Origin of the sequence: Xanthomonas sp. GPE 39 (assembly GCF_000963005.1) — a bacterium.
Lineage (GTDB): Bacteria > Pseudomonadota > Gammaproteobacteria > Xanthomonadales > Xanthomonadaceae > Xanthomonas_A.
Genome location: NZ_JZHZ01000007.1, coordinates 3412987 through 3431097 on the forward strand (window position 1 = coordinate 3412987; position 18111 = coordinate 3431097).

Consider the following 18111-nt stretch of genomic DNA (forward strand, 5'->3'; position numbering starts at 1 on the left):
GTCTGATGACTAGCGCAAGCCACTGGCCCGGCTCCCCAGCCGGACCAGCAGCGGCGATGACGAAGCAAGAAACCTTCGCCGTCGCTGCGCATGCAACTCAGTTGGCGTAATACAGCTGATATTCCAGTGGGTGAGTCGCGGCACGGAACTTGGTCACTTCCTGCATCTTCAGCGCGATGTAGCCATCGATGAAGTCGTCGGTGAACACGCCGCCAGCCTTGAGGAACTCACGGTCGGCATCCAGCGCTTCCAAGGCCTGATCCAGGCTCGAGCAGACCTGCGGGATTTTCTTCTCTTCCTCAGGCGGCAGGTCGTACAGATCCTTGTCGCTGGGCGCGCCCGGGTCGATCTGGTTCTTGATACCGTCCAGGCCGGCCATCATCAGCGCGGCGAAGGTCAGGTAGCCGGACTGCAGCGGATCCGGGAAGCGGATTTCGATGCGGCGGGCCTTCGGGTTGGACACCCACGGGATGCGGCACGAGGCCGAGCGGTTGCGCGCCGAGTAGGCCAGCATCACCGGTGCTTCGAAGCCGGGGACCAGACGCTTGTAGCTGTTGGTACCGGAGTTGGTGAAGGCATTGATCGCCTTGGCATGCTTGAAAATGCCGCCGATGTACCACAGCGCCATCTGCGACAGGCCGCCATAGCCGTCGCCGGAGAACAGGTTGGCGCCGCCCTTGGCAAGCGACTGGTGCACGTGCATGCCCGAGCCGTTGTCGCCGACGATCGGCTTGGGCATGAAGGTCACGGTCTTGCCGTTGCGATAGGCGACGTTCTTGATGATGTACTTCATCATCATCAGCTCGTCGGCCTTCTTCACCAGCGAGTTGAACTTGGTGCCGATTTCACACTGACCAGCGGTGGCAACCTCGTGGTGGTGCACCTCGACTTCGATGCCGACCTGCTCCAGGGTCTTGCACATTTCCGCGCGCAGATCCTGCAGCGAGTCGGTCGGCGGCACCGGGAAGTAGCCACCCTTGACCGCCGGACGATAACCGCTGTTACCGCCTTCGATCTTGCTGCCGCTGCTCCAGGCCGCTTCTTCCGAGTCGATCTTGAAGAAGGTGTGGCCCATGTCGTTGCCGAAACGCACGCCGTCGAAGATGAAGAATTCCGGCTCCGGGCCGAAGAACGCCTGATCGGCGATACCGCTGGACTTCAGATAAGCCTCGGCGCGCTTGGCCACGCCGCGCGGATCGCGCGCATAGCTCTGCATGGTCGCCGGATCAAGGATGTCGCAGGTCAGCACCAGGGTCGGGTCGGCCATGAACGGGTCGAGGAAAGCCGTGTCAGCGTCCGGCAGCAGGACCATGTCCGACTCATTGATGCCCTTCCAGCCGGCGATCGAGCTGCCGTCGAACATCTTGCCCTCTTCGAACAGTGCCGGCTCGATGATGCTGACCGGGAACGTGACGTGCTGCTGCACGCCGCGCATGTCGACGAAGCGCAGGTCGACGAACTCGATCTTGTTGTCCTTAACCAGCTTCTCAATAGTTTCCGCAGACATCAGATACAACCTCAGTTTATGAATGGCACGAGAAATTATGAGCAATCCACATGCCAACTTCGTAGACTTCACAAGCCATTGAATTTACAGGGAATGCACACAGATGGTGCGGACATTTCGCACCATTGTGATGCAATTGCCATGAAATGCACCACTGCGGTGCGCAATTCAATGCTCTATCCTTGCGTACATCTCCTGCCCCCATCCCATTGAGCCAATCTCCTCCATGAGCGACCCGCTGTCCGCCCTGTTGTTGGGCATCATCGAAGGCCTGACCGAATTCCTGCCTGTCTCCAGCACCGGGCACCTGCTGATCGCCGAGCAATGGCTCGGCCACCGCTCGGACTTCTTCAACATCGTCATTCAGGCCGGCTCAATCCTGGCGACCACACTGGTGTACCGGCAGCGGCTGTGGGCACTGGCAACCGGCCTGGGGGACCGCGCCAACCGCGACTATGTGTTCAAGCTGAGCGCGGCATTCCTGGTCACTGCCGTGGTCGGCTTGACGGTGCGCAAGGCTGGCTGGCAGTTGCCGGAGAGCGTGCATCCGGTGGCCTGGGCGCTGGTGATCGGTGGCGTGTGGATGCTGGTGGCCGAGCAGATCGCAAGCCGACTGCCCGAGCGCGAGACGGTCACTTGGAAAGTAGCCATCGCGGTCGGCCTGGCACAAGTGGTGGCCGGCGTGTTCCCCGGCACCTCACGCTCGGCGGCGACGATCTTCCTGGCGATGCTGCTTGGCCTGAGCAAGCGCTCGGCCGCAGCCGATTTTGCTTTCCTGCTCGGAATCCCGACCATGTTCGCGGCCAGCGCCTACTCCTTCCTGGAACTGTACAAGCACGGCGCGCTGGGCAGCGAGAACTGGGGCGACGTGAGCATCGCCTTCGCCGCGGCGCTGGTGACCGGCTTCATGGTGGTGAGGTGGCTGTTGGGCTACATCAAATCGCACCGGTTCACCGCCTTCGCGGCGTATCGCATCGCGCTGGGCACGGCGCTGCTGCTATGGCTGCCGGCAGCGTGATGGCACGGGCGATCCGGCTCGCCCTTGCCCCAATCCCTGTTCCGAAAGGTAAGCGATTCAAGCCAAGGCGGGATTGAGGCTGTAAGTGCCGTACACAGTGGCTTCGGCCACCACGTGACCCTGCATCGCACGCAGCGCGTCGGCGCCAGTAAAGCGCGCCGGTAGATCGAGTCGGGCGACGTCCAGCGCGAACAGGCGAAAGAAATAACGATGCACGCGCAGATCGTTGGCCGGCGGATACGGGCCGTCGTAGCCGTAATAGTCGCCGCCCATCGCCGCGTCGCCGGCGAACCAGTCGGTGTAGCTGTTCAGTCCCTGCCGCGCGCCCTCCAGGCCGGGCGGTTGCTGTTTGCCCTTGACCACCACGCCGTCGCTGGCGCTGCCTTCGGCAATCGCGCGCGCATCCGCCGGCAGATCCACCATGACCCAATGGATGAATTCCGTGCGCGGCTGCTCGACCGGAATCCGCACATCGGCGCGGCCGACCATCTCGGCCACGGTCGGTACGTCCGGATCGATGCACAACAGGGCGAACGAGCGGGTCGTAGACGGTACCTCGTCCCAAGCCAGATGCGGATTGCGATTGCCGCCGAAACCGTCGGGCTGCCCCATCGCATAGGTCGCGGCAAGCGGTTGGCCGGGCTGCAAGCTGTCACTGCGAAGGCGCATACGGGAAGCTCCGTGGCAAATCAGGTTTCAGGGTAGCCCAGGCGCACCGCAACCGGCGTGAGCAGGGCGAACGCGGCAGCCAGCGGCCCCGCATAGGCGCGCCAGTGGCCGGCGGCCAGACGCGGCGGGCCGAGCGTGGGCACGGTCGGAAAGGCGACACCGAACGCTTGCTCCAGGGCTGCGGCCACAGCGGCCGGATCAGTCTCGATGCCGTCCAGCCGCAGTAGCCGGTGCGGGTACAGGTCCTGCGCATGCAGCGTGGCGATCTGCTCCAGCACCGCCGCCAGCCAGCGCGCGCCGACCTCCGGCGAGGGCAGTTGCAGCGGTGCCGGAGCACCATTGGCCAGCCAGTCCAGCAGCATATCGCGCGGGTCGCGCAGCACGATCAGCAAGCGCCCTTCCGGCAGATGCGGGCGCAGCGCCCGCAGCAAGGCGTTGTCCCACCACAGCAACCAGTCAACGATGTTGCCATCGCCAATGCCACGCGCCGGCAACTGCGCGCGCCACTCGGCGACCAGCGCCGCGCCGTCCAGCGCGCCGCTATCGAGTTCGCCGACACTGCGGTAGCGCTGCAAGCCATCGCTGGGCGGCTGGGCACCGAAACGGTCACCACGCAACACCGGACTGGCCGCACCCAACACCGCAATCACCCGTTCCACGCCGCTGCCGGGCGCGCCCCAGACAAACAACGGCCGTGCCTGCGTATGCGCCTGCACCGTCGCCAACGGCGGCCATGGCGACAGCGCATCCTGGCCCAGCGGCGGCAACGGCAAACGGTGCGCTTGTTGTTCCTGCTGAAATGTCAGCCACGTCGCCAGCGCATCCTCGACGCGACCAGCGGCATCCTGCACCGCCGCCAGCCACGGCCGCAGAATGGTCCGGTTCTGCTCAGGCAGACGCTGCATCAAGCCGCACACGTGATCGATGGCCGCCGCGTGTTCACCGCGTTCCAGCATCGCCTCGACCAGCCGCTCCTCGCCGCTGATCCGACCCGGCTCTAGCGCCACGATACGCTGGGCCACCGCCTCGCCCTGGTCGCGCTCGCCGGCCATGTCGTGCACCCGCATTTGTGCCTCCAACGCCGGCACGTGCGCGGGCATGGCGGCCTGCCAGCGCGCGATCAACGCACGTGCCTCGGCACCGCCCACCGGCTCCAGCGCCAGCCGTGCCAACCACAGGTCATGGGCGTCGGTCGTGCTGGTCAGCGCCGCTTCAAGGGTCGCGCGCGCCTCGTCGAGCGTGCCCAGACGCTGCCAGGCGATCAGCGCCGCGTGCAGTGTGCGGCGATCGGCGGGAGCCGCAGCCAGGGCCGGACGCAGATGCTCCAGCGCCTGCGCCGGTCGGTCGGCCTGCAAGGCGTATTCGCCGGCCAGGCGGCGCATGTTGGCGGTATCGCCGGCAGGATCGGCCAGCACCGTTTCCAGCGCGGCAATGGCATCCTCGAGGCGGCCCTGACGATGCGCGAGCTGCGCGACCAGCGCCATCATCGGCACACTGGTCCCAGGAGTGAGTGTGGCGACCCGGCGGAACGCCGTCTCGGCGAAGGCCAGATGCTGTTTGTCCAGATAAGCAAAGCCCAGCGCGTAGAGCAGGCGCGGATCGTCCGGCACGGCATTGCTGGCATGCGACAGCAAGGCCAGCGCGCGGTCGGCCTCGCCACGGCGCAGCGCCAGCATGCCGTCCAACCCGAGCAACTGCGGATGCTCCGGCTGCAACCGCGCGGCGGTGCGACTCAACCGCTCCACTTCGTCCAGGTCGCCACGGCCCAGGGCCAGATGCCCGCGCATGATGTAGGCCATGAACGCGTTGGGATCCAGCGCCGCCGTCTGTGCCAATGCGACTTCGGCCTGGGCCATGTCGTTGGCACCCACCAACATGCTGGCGCGCAGCAGATGCAATTGCGCATCTTCCGGCGCCAGCGCAATCGCCCGGTCGATGCTGTCCAGGGCCTCGGCGGTATCACCATGCTGCTGCCGCGCCAGCGCCAACCAGCGCTGCGCTTGTGCATCGTCGGCGGCTTGTGCCGCCCAGGCCTGGGCAAGACGCAGGGCATCGGCGGTGTCCTGGCGGCGTAGGGCGTCGAGAATGGACTCGTGCATGGTGCTCTGGCTGAAGACAAACCCACATTGTAGCGGGGGTGCCCGGCCAATCCGCAGCGACGCGGCGGTGCAGGATTTAGGACGTCACCAGCCCCTGGGTCAGGCGCTCGGCCACCCACCGCTCGGCGAAACCGTCACCACGGGCGTTTTCGATGAAACCGCAATGCCCACCCCAGCGCGCAATCTCCAGCCGCGCCAAGGCCGGCAGGCGCAAACTGCGGAAATCGTCCAGGGGAATCACCGGATCGTCCTCGGCCATCAGAATGTCGGCCGGTACGTGCAGGCCCAATAGACGCTCGCCAGCAATGCTGTAGCTATCGAAATACGCATCCAGGCTGGCGAAACCCGCGTGCCGCTGCGCCAGCCACCCCATCAATCCGCGCATGTCCAGCGCCAGCGTGGCATCGTCGTAACCATGTTGGTCCGGAAACAGTTCGCGCTTGCGCATCAGCGATCCGCGCCAATTCCGGCGGAAATACCAATCGTAGAACTGCGGGCCGTTCTCGACGCGCTGCATGGCGGCAGCCGGATCCAGCAACGGACACACCGCAGCCACGCGTTGCAGCGGCAAGCCGGCCACCGGTGCGCGCAAGGCCAGACGCAATGCGAAATTGCCGCCAAGCGAATAGCCAGCGACCAACAGCATCGGTGCCGGGAAACGCCGCCATAGATCGCAGGCGGCATTGAACACCTCGTCCAGACGATCGGAATGGAACAGGTCCACGTTGAGGTGGTGGGTATCGCCGTGATCGCGGAAATTGAGTCGAAACACCTGGTAACCACGGGCAACCATCTGTGCGGCGGTCAAAAACATGTAGCTCGAATCGGCACTGCCTTCCCAACCGTGCAACAGCAACACTGTGCCGAGCGGGGCGGCATCGGCCGGCACGCTCAACCAGCCCTGCAGGCGCACGCCATCGCCGCCATCGAGGATATGCGAGGTGGTGATCGCACCGCTGGCGACAAGCAATTGTTCGCCACGACGCACGCGCAACAGGCTGGACCCCAGCACCGATTGCAGGTGGGGATTGCGCAACCAGCGTGGGGGAGAGTAATCGGTTGCATTCATGGGAGATGAGCTTGCATGCAAAGAGGGAGGGTAACCTGTAACCACGGTGCGACCGGTGTTCCAGGGTTCAGCCTTGTTCCATTGCCGTGACGATGCGCGCGCGCGCTGTCTCGGCGATGTGCCGCCGTCCTTCCACGTCATGCAAGTGAATCGGCTGGAGAAAATGCACTTCAGCCGCACGACTGGGTTCGCCGAGCATACGCACCATGTTGACCAAGAAACTCTCCTGCGGCCCAAACGCCACAATCGCCTGGGCCGAGCCGCCTGACCCATAACGCAGCGCCACTGGCTGCACAGGCGCATCGACTTCCACTGCAGCCTGGAAGATCCGCGCATGGAACGGACCGAGATCATGACCGCTACGGGTGCGCCCTTCCGGAAACACCCCGACCGAGCGCCCCGAGCGCAACTCTTCCCGCATCGCCTGCATGACGCCACTCAACGATGCGTTGCTACCACGCTGGTGGAAGATGGTGCGCACGCGCACGGCCAACCAGCCGATCAGCGGCCAGCCGGCAATCTCGTGCTTGGCGACCAAACCCATCATGCGCTGGCTATGCAACATCACGATATCGATCCAGCTGACGTGGTTGGCCACGAACAACACTGGATTGGGCAATGGTGCGCCGATACGGCGCACGCGCAGGCCAAAGATGCGCAGGAAGCAGATCGACCACCAGCGCGCCATACGATCACCAAAGGACTCGGCGCCGCCACGCCCAGGCGACAAGGCCATGCACATCAGCGCGCACGGTGTCGATATCGACACGTGCAGTGCCAGCAGCGGCACACGATAGCCATAACGAATCCAGCGCAGCGCTCCACCCTGTCCACGCGTGGCAATGTGCAAAAACTCACTCATTCGGAACAGTTACCGGAAGCAAGGGGAGTAGACGAGCTATTGTGTCAGTCTCGCGCCGCTTGCGCGGCGACAGTTGCGCGACGACACCGCGCAAGCTGCGCCACGCCACAATGGCAAAGCTCAACCACGCGCGATCACCGCCAGGGTCAACCGCGATACGCACACCGGCTTGCCCGCCGTATCCTCGATGCGGATCTCCCACACCTGCGTGGTTCGGCCGATATGCAATGGCCGTGCGGTACCGACCACCCATCCGCTGCGCACACTGCGCAGGTGATTGGCGTTGATTTCCATACCCACACAAACCTCGTCCGGCGCCACGCACAGATTGCCGGCACTGCTGCCCAGGGTCTCGGCCAGCACCATCGAGGCGCCGCCGTGGAGCAGCCCGTATGGCTGCAGCGTGCGTGCATCCACCGGCATCCTCGCGCGCAACCAGTCCGAGCCGGCCTCGCTGAAAACGATACCTAACTGCGTCACCAGGGTGTCGCACGCATCGGCATTGAGAGCATCCAGATCGACCGGTTCACGAAAGGCCATACGCAAATTCCCTGCAATCAAAGAACCCCAGCCTAACGTCAGGCAGGTCGCAACACCCTACAAGCCGTACTTTTCCACCAGCACGATCCTGGTCGTGTCCCTCAGAGAATCGGCACCAACCCGGACCCGAACGCTGTCAGCATCCGGACCAGCAGCCACTTCGGTCCGACATCGACCTCGGGAAAATCCCCCACTGCGGCGTAGCAGCGGTGGAAGCCAGGATCATGCCGGGTCAGCGGGGCCGGGCAATCCGGGCCGGGTTGGAAGGCGTAGTCGGTGGCATAGCGCCACGGCCACAGATCCATTACCGGCAACGCTTCGGAGAGCTTGTCGATGCTGTAGTTCAAACCCGACAACAGCGCAGGCTTGACCCGTGGCGCCACCACCCAGGAATTCTCCGGCTCGATGTCGCGGTCGATGCTGGCCGCCAATGCCTGGGCAAAGGCTGGATCGTCGACGATCACCGCCCCCTCGGTGTTATAGGTCTCACTGCGCGGATCGAAGTTGTGCGAGCCGATCACTCCGACACGACGATCCACCACCAGCGACTTGGCATGCACGCCCATGCGCGCGCCCTCACGCGTCACCGGCAGCGGGTGATTGGCGATGCGTCGGCCCAGAGAGGGGCGCCGGGTCTCGGTCCGCAACAGGCGGCGCTCGACCTTACTGCCGTCGCCACGACTTCCGGACGGTCCACCGCTGCCCAACAAGGAAAAGCGCTTGTCGTTGCCGCCACCGACCGACGCATCAGGCAAAGGTGCGTCAACGGTATCGCCATCGGGTAGTTCCCCACGCAACGGCGCGGGGAGCAAATTGGCGTAGTTCACCGGCGCATCCAGCGGGAACGGCATGTACTCGTAGATGTCCAAGCCCAGCGCGCGCAGATTGCGCCGCTTGTACTTGTAGGACAGCGCGTAGACCACCGGATTGTCAGTGGAGGCCAGACTGTTGCTGGCCACTACCACGCGGGGTGGATGCGCCCGCTTGCGCAGGTCGCGGAAGATCGCCTGCGCTGGATCCGATAGCACCAGGTAGGGCGTCTGCAGCAGGATTTCCTCGCGTGCCTCGGCGATCAGATGATCGAGCCGTGGCGCGGTGGAGATCGCCTTGGGGCCATGTTCGCGGCGATGCTTTTGCGGCAGGTCGGCGACGTAGTCCACATGCTTGACCGGCAGTGCCGGCAACACGAACGCGTTCTCTACGAACGCCGAATCGGTCGCCTCCTGCCGCACCCGTTGGACCCGCTCCGGGCGCAGGAACCGCGCTGGCGGCAGTGCCGGCACACCATCGCGCAACAAGAGCTTGCCGACGTCGTTGAGCCGTGCCACAGGCACGCTGCGCCGCGCCTCCCAGTAACTATCGAAACTGGCAGCCATCGCGCGCGCCACTGGGCCGACCACCAGCACGTCGCGGTCGCGGAAGTTGTATTCCCTGTCCCAGTCGAAATAGTCGTCCTGGTAGTTCCGCCCACCAGCCACACCGATCGCATCGTCCACCACCAGCAACTTATTGTGCATGCGCTGGTTGAAGTGGCGGAAGCAGCACAGCACACTGGCCGCGTAGTGCAGGTAATTGGTCTTGGCTAGGCCGAAGGTGGGGTTGTAGATGCGTAGCGAGAAGTTTTCGTGCTCCCCGGCCAACGCGCCAAGGATCTGCAAATCGGAGATCGCTGAAAGTTGGTCGATCAGCACCCGCACCTTGACCCCACGCCGCGCCGCATCCAGCAGTTCATCCATCACCAACCGCGCGCTATCGTCCTTGTCGAAGATGTAAGTTTGCAGATCGATGCTACGGCTGGCACTGCGAATCAGGTTGATCCGCGCCACCAACGCCTCCTCGCCGTGATCCAAGATCGTGGCGTAATGGTGCGCCACCCCATCGCCGGACTGGGCGAAAGCCTGATCGGCCAACCCACGCAGCGGCGAGACAAGCGCGCAGTGGTCACTGCGCGTGCAGGTCAGTTGACGGTCTTGCGCGGCCTGCGCAATCGCCATGGCACGGGCATGCTGTGTGTGCGACAGGCTCGCGCAACCACTGGCGAGCAGCAACACTGCCAGTACCACTCCCCTCATCAGTGCTGTCACCGAACGCCCACCTCGACCAACCGCGTATGAAACACGAACGTGACCCGATCACTCAAGGCCAGATCCCACTTATCCATCCCGTAACGCCCACGCAACACCGTGCCGCGACTGATGACATCGCAATCATAGCCTGGCCGGCTGCATGCGGCCGGCATGACGGTCAACGCTTCGGGATGACTGACTCCACGGATGCTCAAGGTCCCGGATATCGACCCGCCGCTGCTCAATAAACGCGGGGAGAACGGTTGCGAATCGAAGGAGATCGTGGGGTAACGCGCGGCATCGAAGAAATCCTCGCCACGCATCCAGCCGGTATAGCGCGGCTTGCCGGGGATCTGCGCATAGGCGCTGAACAGGCGTAGCCGCACCTGGTGACGGCCATCCGGCAGGACGTGGACGGTACTTTCGTAACGCGGGAAAACGCCTTCGATGCGCTGACCGAAACGGGTGCGAATCTCGAACCCGAAGTACGATCGCGCTGCGTCCACAGCGTAGTCGCCTGGCGGTAGCTGCGTCGCAGACATTTGCGTGCCACCCTCAGCGGACAGTAGACACAACGGCAACAACGCGGCGCACAGCGCCGCAGTCAAATGACGACGGAACCGAATCAAGGCCACCAGAAGGCGTTCAGACGTGCCACGCCAGGCTCGATCGGCACATCTTGCGGCACCGCCAGCACGGCGATGCTGGCGGTGGGCATACCACGATAGTCGCCGGACTGACCGCTGTGCATCAGCGCGACCAAGCGTTCCAGGCCCGGGTTATGACCGACCAACAACAGCCGCTCGACGTCGCGATGGCCGTCCAGCAGGCCGGCCAGGGTCCCAGAGGTGGCTTCGTAGATGCGCGGCTCCAAGCGCTGCTCGACATAGCCGGTCAAGCCCAGGATCGCTTCCAGAGTCTCGCGTGCGCGGCGTGCAGGCGAACACAACACTCTGTCCGGCACCAGACGTTGTTCCAGCAGCCAGCGTCCGGCCGTCTCCGCCTCGGCCAGGCCGTGCGGCGATAGCGGCCGGTCGAAATCGGCTTGACCCGTGTCGGCCGGCTCGGCATGGGCATGGCGCAGCAGAATCACTTCGCGTAGAACGATGGTCATCGGTCAAGCCTTCTTCAGCCACTTGAGCAACGGCTCCCAGTCCATTTGATGATCGCGGACCTGGGCAGAGCGGTAATCGAACAAACTGCGGCCCAGCCCGACCAGCACCACATAGGCCTGGCTGTCACGTAGTTGCCCCACCACCGGATAAGGCCACTCGCCGAGCATCTGCAGCGCCTGCTGGGTGGCGTGGGTCCACGGCTTGCAGCGGTTGAGCAGCACCCCGACCGGCAACTTACGCTGGTGCACCCGTGGCACCTTGGCCAGCGTGTTGAGGAAGCCGACGCTGGCCTCGATGTCCAATGCAGAAGGCGTCAACGGCACCACCACCGCGTCGGCCTCGTCCAGGAAATGCGCCAGATCCTCCGCCATGGCACCGGCAGGGGCATCGATGATCACCCGCTGCGCATCGTCCGGCAGCCCGGCACGCCACGCGCGCTTGCGGCTGACATCGATTGGCAGCACAGCGCTCTCCAGGCAAACGCGGCGTTCGGCCCAGCGGGTCGAGGAACCCTGGGGATCGGCATCGGCCAGCACCGTTCGCTTACCGGCCAGCGCATAGAACGCGGCCAGATGTGTGGCGATGGTCGTTTTGCCCACCCCACCCTTGGAGCCGGCCACCAGGATCGTCTTCATGCACGCCTCGCTTCCGGGGAAGAACCAGCAGCGTACACCGGCATTCCGTCAGCAGGTAGTCAACGTCTGTTCTCGGACGGATTACAGCGCGCTCGCTGGCCGTCGGCATCGAGCGACAACGAGGCGACACGATGTCCACATTTTCCAAACCAAACCGATGCCAGTGTATGCCTTGGGCAAACGCCTCCAGCTCAGCCCTGTGCCCCCAGCACCCACAACCACGCCGGCAAGGTCAGCAACGACAGCAAGATGCCGTAACCCACCAGCGCCGCCGCCAGACGCGGCGCCAAGCGGTGCGAGATCGCCAACAACGCTGCGGTAATCATGGTCGGCATCGCCGACTCGAGCACGTTGGCTTGAAGCATTTGCCCACGCAGCCCCAGAGCCCATGACAGCAGCCAGACGAGTGCCGGCAGCAACAGGAGCTTCAACGCCAGCCCGGCGACCAGCGGCACCAATTCATCGCGCGGCAATCGCAACTGAATCGAAAAACCGACCGCCAGCATCACCAGCGGCAACATCGCATCGGTTAGATGCTGCAGAGCCGAGGCGATCCAGGCCGGAGGCCGCACAGGCATCAGCGTGAGCGCGAACGCCAAGGCCCACAGCGGCGGAAAGCGTGCCATCCGCAACAGCGTCTGCTTCGGTGAGGGCGGCGTCTGGCCGCTGTAGCGCGCCAACACGTACAGACCGAAGCTGGACAACAAGACGAATGTGCCGAACTGGTCGTAGACCACCGCATAGGGCAACGCCGCCTCGCCAAGCAGCGCATGCACCATCGGGTAACCGATGAAGCTGGTGTTGCCCAATGCCACGCATAACAACAAGACCGCCTGCTGTTCGCGGCGCAGGCGCAGCGGAGCGCGCAGCGCCAGCACCGCCAGGACCGTCGCAGCGGTGAATAACCACGGAGTCAGCACCAGTCCCAGCAAATTGCGATCAAGTTGCAAGCGCGGCACGTACATCAACACCGAAGCCGGCAAACACAGGTAGAGCACCACTGCGTTGAGGACATCGGTGGTATTGGGCGGCAGCACGCGCAGGCGCGCGAACAGCTTGCCAACGGCCAGCATGGTCAGGATCAGTGCAAACGCATCGAAGGCCATCGGTGCTACAAGGCTCTGCGCAAGTTACGCGGCCATTTACACACGCGCAGTGCGTCCACAGCGACGAAGGCTGCCAGCGCCGCGCCAAGCGCTGCCATCTGGCGGCTCAAGGCCAAGCCGGGGGCGCAGCCTGCCAGGCAGCTTGGACATCGGCCAACGTGGCGCGCTCGGCATCGCGCCAGTTCGGCAGCAAGGCGGCGAAATCGGCACCGCTCCCCCATTTATCCGGCCAAGTGCGCACGGCAGCGGCGTACCACTTCACCGCTTCGTCCTTGCGCTGCAAGCGCCACAGGACCAGTGCCAGGGTCGGCGGGATCCAATCCGGCGTCGCTGGATGACCATTGATCAGCCCACTCCAGTGGCTCAGCGCGCCAGCCGGATCGTCAATGCGCAGCAGGCTCCAGCCGTAATTCCACTCCACCTGACGACGCTGTACCCCACCTGAGAGGCCGTGCAATGCCTCTTGGTAAAGCTGTTTGCCCAGTTCCTGGCGGCCGTCGGTCATGGCGATAGCGGCCAGTTGCGCACGCGCCTGGCTCGCACCCGAACCGGCATCCAAATTGCGCTGCACGGCATTGGCAAGACGCTCCACCAGCGCATCGCCATTGCCAGCAATGGCAACCACTGGACGTGTGGTGCTTGGGTCCTGATCGAAATAAAATTCTTTCGGCGCCGGCAACGCTTGCGCGCCCGTCACACCGACTGCCCCCATGCAGGCCAGTGCTACGGCCATTACCTGTGTGTGTATCTTCATTACTGAAACCCCTTGCAGGTCGTCCCCTCCCTCTTGCGCCATCCTAACCGCCAACAGCGCTGCGGGCGAGCGCCTGCCTGCAAAAACGTGACTGATACAATCGTCCGCTGGCGCACGCTAAAGCATGCAGCGCGCCAACCTTCCATCCCTGGGCAAGTACATGAGCCGCATCGCCGATTCGCGTCCATCGTCCTCTCTCGCCACAGTGGCCAACGCTGGCGTGGATGCCAGCTATACGTTGGAAGACAAGTACACCCGCACCGAAGGCCGGATCTATTTGTCCGGCGTGCAAGCGCTGGTGCGCCTGCCGCTGATGCAACAGTTACGCGACCGTGCTGTCGGCCTGAACACTGGCGGCTTCGTCAGCGGCTACCGTGGCAGTCCGCTGGGCGGTTTTGACCTGGAGTTGTGGCGCGCGCGCAAGCACTTGGACGCCGCCAATGTGGTCTTCAAGCCAGGCATCAATGAAGACCTGGGTGCGACCATGGTATGGGGCACGCAACAGACCAAACTGTTCCCCGGCGCACGCGTGGATGGCGTATACGCCATGTGGTACGGCAAAGGCCCGGGCGTAGACCGTTGCGGCGACGTGTTCAAACACGGTAACGCCGCCGGCACCTCGCGTCATGGCGGTGTGCTGGCGCTGGCCGCCGATGACCATGCCTGCCGTAGCTCGACCCTGCCGCACGGCTCGGAAGAGGAGTTCATCAGTGCGATGATGCCGGTACTCAACCCGGCCGGCGTGCAGGACATTCTCGACCTTGGCCTGCTCGGCTGGGCGATGAGCCGCTATACCGGGCGCTGGATCGGCTTCAAGACCATCGCCGAGACGGTGGAATCCTCGGCATCGGTGGAAGTGAATCCGTTTGCGCGGCAGATTGTGCTGCCGGAGGATTTCGCGCTGCCGCCGGGCGGGCTCAACATCCGCTGGCCAGATCCACCGCTGGACCAGGAAATGCGCCTGCACCGCTACGCGATCCTTGCCGCGCAAGCCTTCGCCCGTGCCAACGGCATCGACCGCATGGTGATGGATGCACCGCAGGCGCGACTGGGCATCGTCACCACCGGCAAAAGCTATCTGGACGTGCTACAGGCATTGGAGTATCTGGGCCTGGACGCGGACACCTGCGCGCAGATCGGTATCCGTGTGTACAAGGTCGGCATGAGCTGGCCACTGGAACCGCTGGGCATCGCCGCGTTCGCGCGCGGGCTGCAAGACATCGTGGTGGTGGAGGAAAAGAAGTCCCTCATCGAGCGGCAGATGAAGGAACAGTTGTACGCCTGGCCAAGCAACGCCGGCCCACGCCCGAACATCATCGGCAAGTACGACGAGACCGGCGAATGGATCCTGCCCTCCACCGGTGAACTGACCCCGGCCACCATCGCCGCGGTGATCGCCAAGCGCATCCTGCGCCTGCCGCAATCCAGCGCGATCAATACCACCTCGATCGAACAACGACTGCAGTGGATGACGGACAAAGAGGCCGAGATGGCGCTGCCGCGTGTCGACTTCGCCCGCGCCCCGCACTACTGCTCCGGCTGCCCACACAACACTTCCACGGTCGTACCAGAAGGATCGCGCGCCCTGGGCGGCATCGGCTGTCACTACATGGTGACGTGGATGGACCGCGGCACCGATACCTTCACCCACATGGGCGGCGAAGGCGTGACCTGGTCCGGGCAAGCGCCGTTCACCGACACCGCGCACGTCTTCCAGAACCTGGGCGATGGCACCTATTTCCACAGCGGCTCACTGGCGATTCGTCAGTCGATCGCCGCCGGGGTCAACATCACCTACAAGATCCTCTACAACGACGCCGTGGCGATGACCGGCGGACAGCCGGTGGACGGCACACTCAGCGTGCCCGACATCGTCCGGCAAATGCAGGCAGAAGGCGTGCGCACTATCGTCGTGGTCAGCGACGACATCGACAAATGGACGCGGCGGCGCGAGCTGTTCCCCAGCGAGGTCGAATTTCACGACCGCAGTGAACTGGATGCGGTGCAGCGGCACCTGCGCGAGGTCAAGGGGACCAGCGTGCTGATCTACGACCAAACCTGCGCCACCGAGAAACGACGCCGGCGCAAGCGTGGCACCCTGCCCGACCTACCCAAGCGAGTGCTGGTCAACTCGCTGGTGTGTGAAGGTTGTGGCGATTGTGGCGAAAAAAGTTTTTGCGTGTCGGTGCTGCCGAAGGAAACCGAGTACGGGCGCAAGCGGCAGATCGACCAATCCAATTGCAACAAGGATTTTTCCTGCATCTCAGGTTTCTGCCCCAGCTTCGTCACCGTGCACGGTGGGCAGTTGCGCAAAGGCAGCCAGATCGACGCCTCCGCGTTACTGGAGCACCTGCCGGAACCCACGTTCCAAAGTGATCTGACGCAACCCTGGAACATCCTGATCACCGGCGTCGGCGGCACCGGCGTGGTCACCATCGGCGCGTTGCTTGGCATGGCCGGACACCTGGAAGGCAAAGGCGCCAGCGTGCTCGATCAGACCGGTCTGGCGCAAAAGGGCGGTGCCGTCACCACCCACGTCCGTCTGGCGCGCCAACCAGAACAATTGCATGCCGTGCGCATCACCGCCGGCGAAGCCAACCTGCTGTTGGGTTGCGACATGGGCGTGGTCAACGACTATTGCGTCCTGTCCAAGGTGCGCGGGGAACGCTCCCAGGTACTGCTCAATACCTACGAGGCAATGCCCGGCAGCTTCACCACGCATCCGGACATGCACTTCCCCGCCACGGAGATTATCGCCAGCGTGCGTCTAGCACTAGGCGGACGCGAGCCCTTGCTGCTCGATGCCACGCAATTGGCCACGGCGTTACTCGGCGACGCCATCGCCAGCAATCTGTTCATGCTTGGCTACGCCTGGCAGCAAGGTCTGGTGCCCCTGTCGCATGCGGCCTTGATGCGCGCCATCGAACTCAATGGCGCCGCCGTGGCGATGAACCAGCAAGCCTTCGCGTGGGGCCGGCGAGCGGCGCTGGATCTGCCTGCGGTGCAGCGCGCAGCAGGAAAGCCCCAGGTCAACGATGCCGCCGAGATCGATGACGCTGCCGCTGCGCCGCTGGACGACAGCCGCCTGTCGCACTCACTGCACGAACGCATCGCGCGCCGCCACGCCTTCCTGACCGATTACCAGGATGCCGCTTATGCCGCGCGCTACACCACGCTGGTGGAACGCGTGCGCGCGGCCGAACACCACATCACCCCGGCCTCGACCGCACTAACCGAAGCGGTGGCGCGCTACGCTTTCAAGCTGATGGCCTACAAGGACGAATACGAAGTGGCGCGGCTTTACACCAGCGGCGAATTCCAGCGGCAGGTCCAGGCCCAGTTCGATGGGGATTACACCCTGCAATTCCATCTGGCACCGCCGCTGCTAGCCAGCAAGGACGCACAAGGCCAACCGCGTAAACATGCTTACGGGCCGTGGATGTTCACCGCGTTCAAGTGGCTGGCCAAGCTGCGCCGACTGCGCGGCAGTCGCTTGGATGTCTTCGGCTACAGCGCCGAACGCCGCGACGAACGTCAGCTCATCGCCGACTACATCGCCACTGTCGACGAACTGCTGCAGCGGCTACAAACCGATAACCTGGCGCTGGCCGTGCAGATCGCCAGCATTCCCGAGCACATCCGCGGCTACGGTCACGTCAAGCAGGCGCACCTGGACGACGCAAAGCAACGCGAGGCGCGGTTGCTGGCGACGTGGCGCAATCCCAAGGCGCTGCACATCGTGCAGACCACCTGACTCCGTCCGCAGACGCGGCCACGTGGCTCAGCAGCCGCGCCGCCAGACCAGGCAGCGATTGTTGGCCGGCATGGTTGCGTCTTCCTCCAGCGTCAGCCCCTGCGCATGCGCGAGTGCCATCACCGCCTCTACATCGCGCAGACCGCTGGCGGGATCGCGCGCCTTCAGCCAGGCGTCGAACACACGGTTGCTCTCGCTGGTGAACACACCGCCGACGTTGAACGGCCCATACACCACCAGCGTCGCGCCCGCGCAATCGGCGAACAATCGCCCGACGCCAGCAAAGAACGCCTGCACCGCCGGCCAGTCCATGATGTGCAGGGTATTGGCACTGAACACCGCATCGTAGCCGGCAACCGGCCATGGCCCTTCGCGCACGTCCAGGCACAAGGCCGGTGGTGTGTTCGGCAGCGCCGCAGCATCCAACCATTGCGCGATACCGGCGAGGTGCTCGGAGCGCTCACTGCATTGCCAGGTCAACTGCGGCAGCGCTGCGGCAAAATGCACCGCGTGCTGACCAGTACCACTGCCGATCTCCAGCACACATCGGCGATCGGCGAAGTGCCGACGCAGCACGTCCAGGATTGGTCCACGGTTGCGCTCGCAGGCCGGCGCAAACGGTTTCTCGCTCATCGTGTCCGCTCTCCCAGTCGCTGCCCACGCATCCGCTTCAGCCACGCGAGCGCACGAAAGTGCACTTGCTGCTGACAGCGTATTGGATCGCTTCGGCGAGTAGACCTGCGATCACCGCCGACTGCGCGTTGTCGACATCAATCCGCACCGCCAGACATGGCGGATCGTGGTCGGTTTCGGTGCTGTTGCGGGATTTCATGGCAAGCCCCTGCAAAAATCGGATGCGGCATGACGTCATGATCCCAGAAACAACGCGGACGACGCGACACGCTGCCGCTGTGTCT

At 64.2% G+C, this 18111-nt stretch carries 16 protein-coding genes; 2 read left to right on the plus strand and 14 right to left on the minus strand.

Annotated elements, in window-relative coordinates:
- Nucleotides 1-97: 97 nt before the first annotated feature.
- Nucleotides 98-1507 carry a type I glutamate--ammonia ligase gene (glnA, locus tag XALGPE39_RS14350; protein WP_045729254.1) on the minus strand — a complete coding sequence of 470 codons (1410 nt, stop codon included), beginning with the start codon at nucleotides 1505-1507 and terminating at the stop codon, nucleotides 98-100.
- Between the two features lie 226 nt (nucleotides 1508-1733).
- On the opposite strand from glnA, the gene XALGPE39_RS14355 reads away from it, so the two are divergent.
- Entirely contained in the window at nucleotides 1734-2525 is a 792-nt protein-coding gene (locus XALGPE39_RS14355; RefSeq protein WP_045728760.1) for an undecaprenyl-diphosphate phosphatase, read from the plus strand.
- A 57-nt stretch (nucleotides 2526-2582) separates the two neighbouring features.
- Here XALGPE39_RS14355 and XALGPE39_RS14360 read toward each other — a convergent pair whose 3' ends face one another.
- The 11 genes from XALGPE39_RS14360 to XALGPE39_RS14410 form a co-directional block, all read right to left on the minus strand.
- Nucleotides 2583-3194: a YbhB/YbcL family Raf kinase inhibitor-like protein gene (locus XALGPE39_RS14360; RefSeq protein WP_045728761.1), complete on the minus strand. Its 612-nt coding sequence runs from the start codon at nucleotides 3192-3194 to the stop codon at nucleotides 2583-2585.
- Between the two features lie 20 nt (nucleotides 3195-3214).
- Complete coding sequence (locus XALGPE39_RS14365; protein ID WP_045728762.1) at nucleotides 3215-5293, minus strand: tetratricopeptide repeat protein; 2079 nt, start codon at nucleotides 5291-5293, stop codon at nucleotides 3215-3217.
- A 76-nt stretch (nucleotides 5294-5369) separates the two neighbouring features.
- Complete coding sequence (locus XALGPE39_RS14370) at nucleotides 5370-6362, minus strand: alpha/beta fold hydrolase (RefSeq protein ID WP_045728763.1); 993 nt, start codon at nucleotides 6360-6362, stop codon at nucleotides 5370-5372.
- 67 nt (nucleotides 6363-6429) lie between these two features.
- The gene (locus XALGPE39_RS14375) at nucleotides 6430-7224 is read right to left on the minus strand and encodes a lysophospholipid acyltransferase family protein (RefSeq protein ID WP_045728764.1); all 795 of its coding nucleotides are present in this window, start codon (nucleotides 7222-7224) and stop codon (nucleotides 6430-6432) included.
- Nucleotides 7225-7344: 120 nt separating this feature from the next.
- Nucleotides 7345-7764: a hotdog fold thioesterase gene (locus XALGPE39_RS14380; RefSeq protein WP_045728765.1), complete on the minus strand. Its 420-nt coding sequence runs from the start codon at nucleotides 7762-7764 to the stop codon at nucleotides 7345-7347.
- Between the two features lie 101 nt (nucleotides 7765-7865).
- Nucleotides 7866-9848: a phospholipase D family protein gene (locus tag XALGPE39_RS14385; RefSeq protein ID WP_152624922.1), complete on the minus strand. Its 1983-nt coding sequence runs from the start codon at nucleotides 9846-9848 to the stop codon at nucleotides 7866-7868.
- Entirely contained in the window at nucleotides 9845-10465 is a 621-nt protein-coding gene (locus XALGPE39_RS14390; protein WP_045728766.1) for a YceI family protein, read from the minus strand. Before XALGPE39_RS14390 ends, XALGPE39_RS14385 begins: the two co-directional genes overlap by 4 nt.
- The gene (locus XALGPE39_RS14395; protein ID WP_045728767.1) at nucleotides 10456-10944 is read right to left on the minus strand and encodes a histidine phosphatase family protein; all 489 of its coding nucleotides are present in this window, start codon (nucleotides 10942-10944) and stop codon (nucleotides 10456-10458) included. The genes XALGPE39_RS14390 and XALGPE39_RS14395 overlap by 10 nt, the downstream gene beginning before the upstream one ends.
- A gap of 3 nt (nucleotides 10945-10947) precedes the next feature.
- Nucleotides 10948-11580, minus strand: a complete 633-nt coding sequence (locus tag XALGPE39_RS14400) for a ParA family protein (protein WP_045728768.1) — start codon at nucleotides 11578-11580, stop codon at nucleotides 10948-10950.
- Between the two features lie 191 nt (nucleotides 11581-11771).
- Nucleotides 11772-12686 carry an AEC family transporter gene (locus XALGPE39_RS14405; protein WP_045728769.1) on the minus strand — a complete coding sequence of 305 codons (915 nt, stop codon included), beginning with the start codon at nucleotides 12684-12686 and terminating at the stop codon, nucleotides 11772-11774.
- Between the two features lie 106 nt (nucleotides 12687-12792).
- Nucleotides 12793-13419: a hypothetical protein gene (locus XALGPE39_RS14410; protein WP_045728770.1), complete on the minus strand. Its 627-nt coding sequence runs from the start codon at nucleotides 13417-13419 to the stop codon at nucleotides 12793-12795.
- 181 nt (nucleotides 13420-13600) lie between these two features.
- Between XALGPE39_RS14410 and XALGPE39_RS14415 the strand changes: the two genes are divergently transcribed.
- Nucleotides 13601-17194, plus strand: a complete 3594-nt coding sequence (locus tag XALGPE39_RS14415) for an indolepyruvate ferredoxin oxidoreductase family protein (protein ID WP_045729256.1) — start codon at nucleotides 13601-13603, stop codon at nucleotides 17192-17194.
- A 27-nt stretch (nucleotides 17195-17221) separates the two neighbouring features.
- Here XALGPE39_RS14415 and XALGPE39_RS14420 read toward each other — a convergent pair whose 3' ends face one another.
- Entirely contained in the window at nucleotides 17222-17827 is a 606-nt protein-coding gene (locus tag XALGPE39_RS14420) for a DUF938 domain-containing protein (RefSeq protein WP_045728771.1), read from the minus strand.
- Nucleotides 17828-17864: 37 nt separating this feature from the next.
- Nucleotides 17865-18026, minus strand: coding sequence for a hypothetical protein (locus XALGPE39_RS16015; RefSeq protein ID WP_161795349.1), 162 nt, complete (start codon nucleotides 18024-18026; stop codon nucleotides 17865-17867).
- Between the last annotated feature and the right edge of the window lie 85 nt (nucleotides 18027-18111).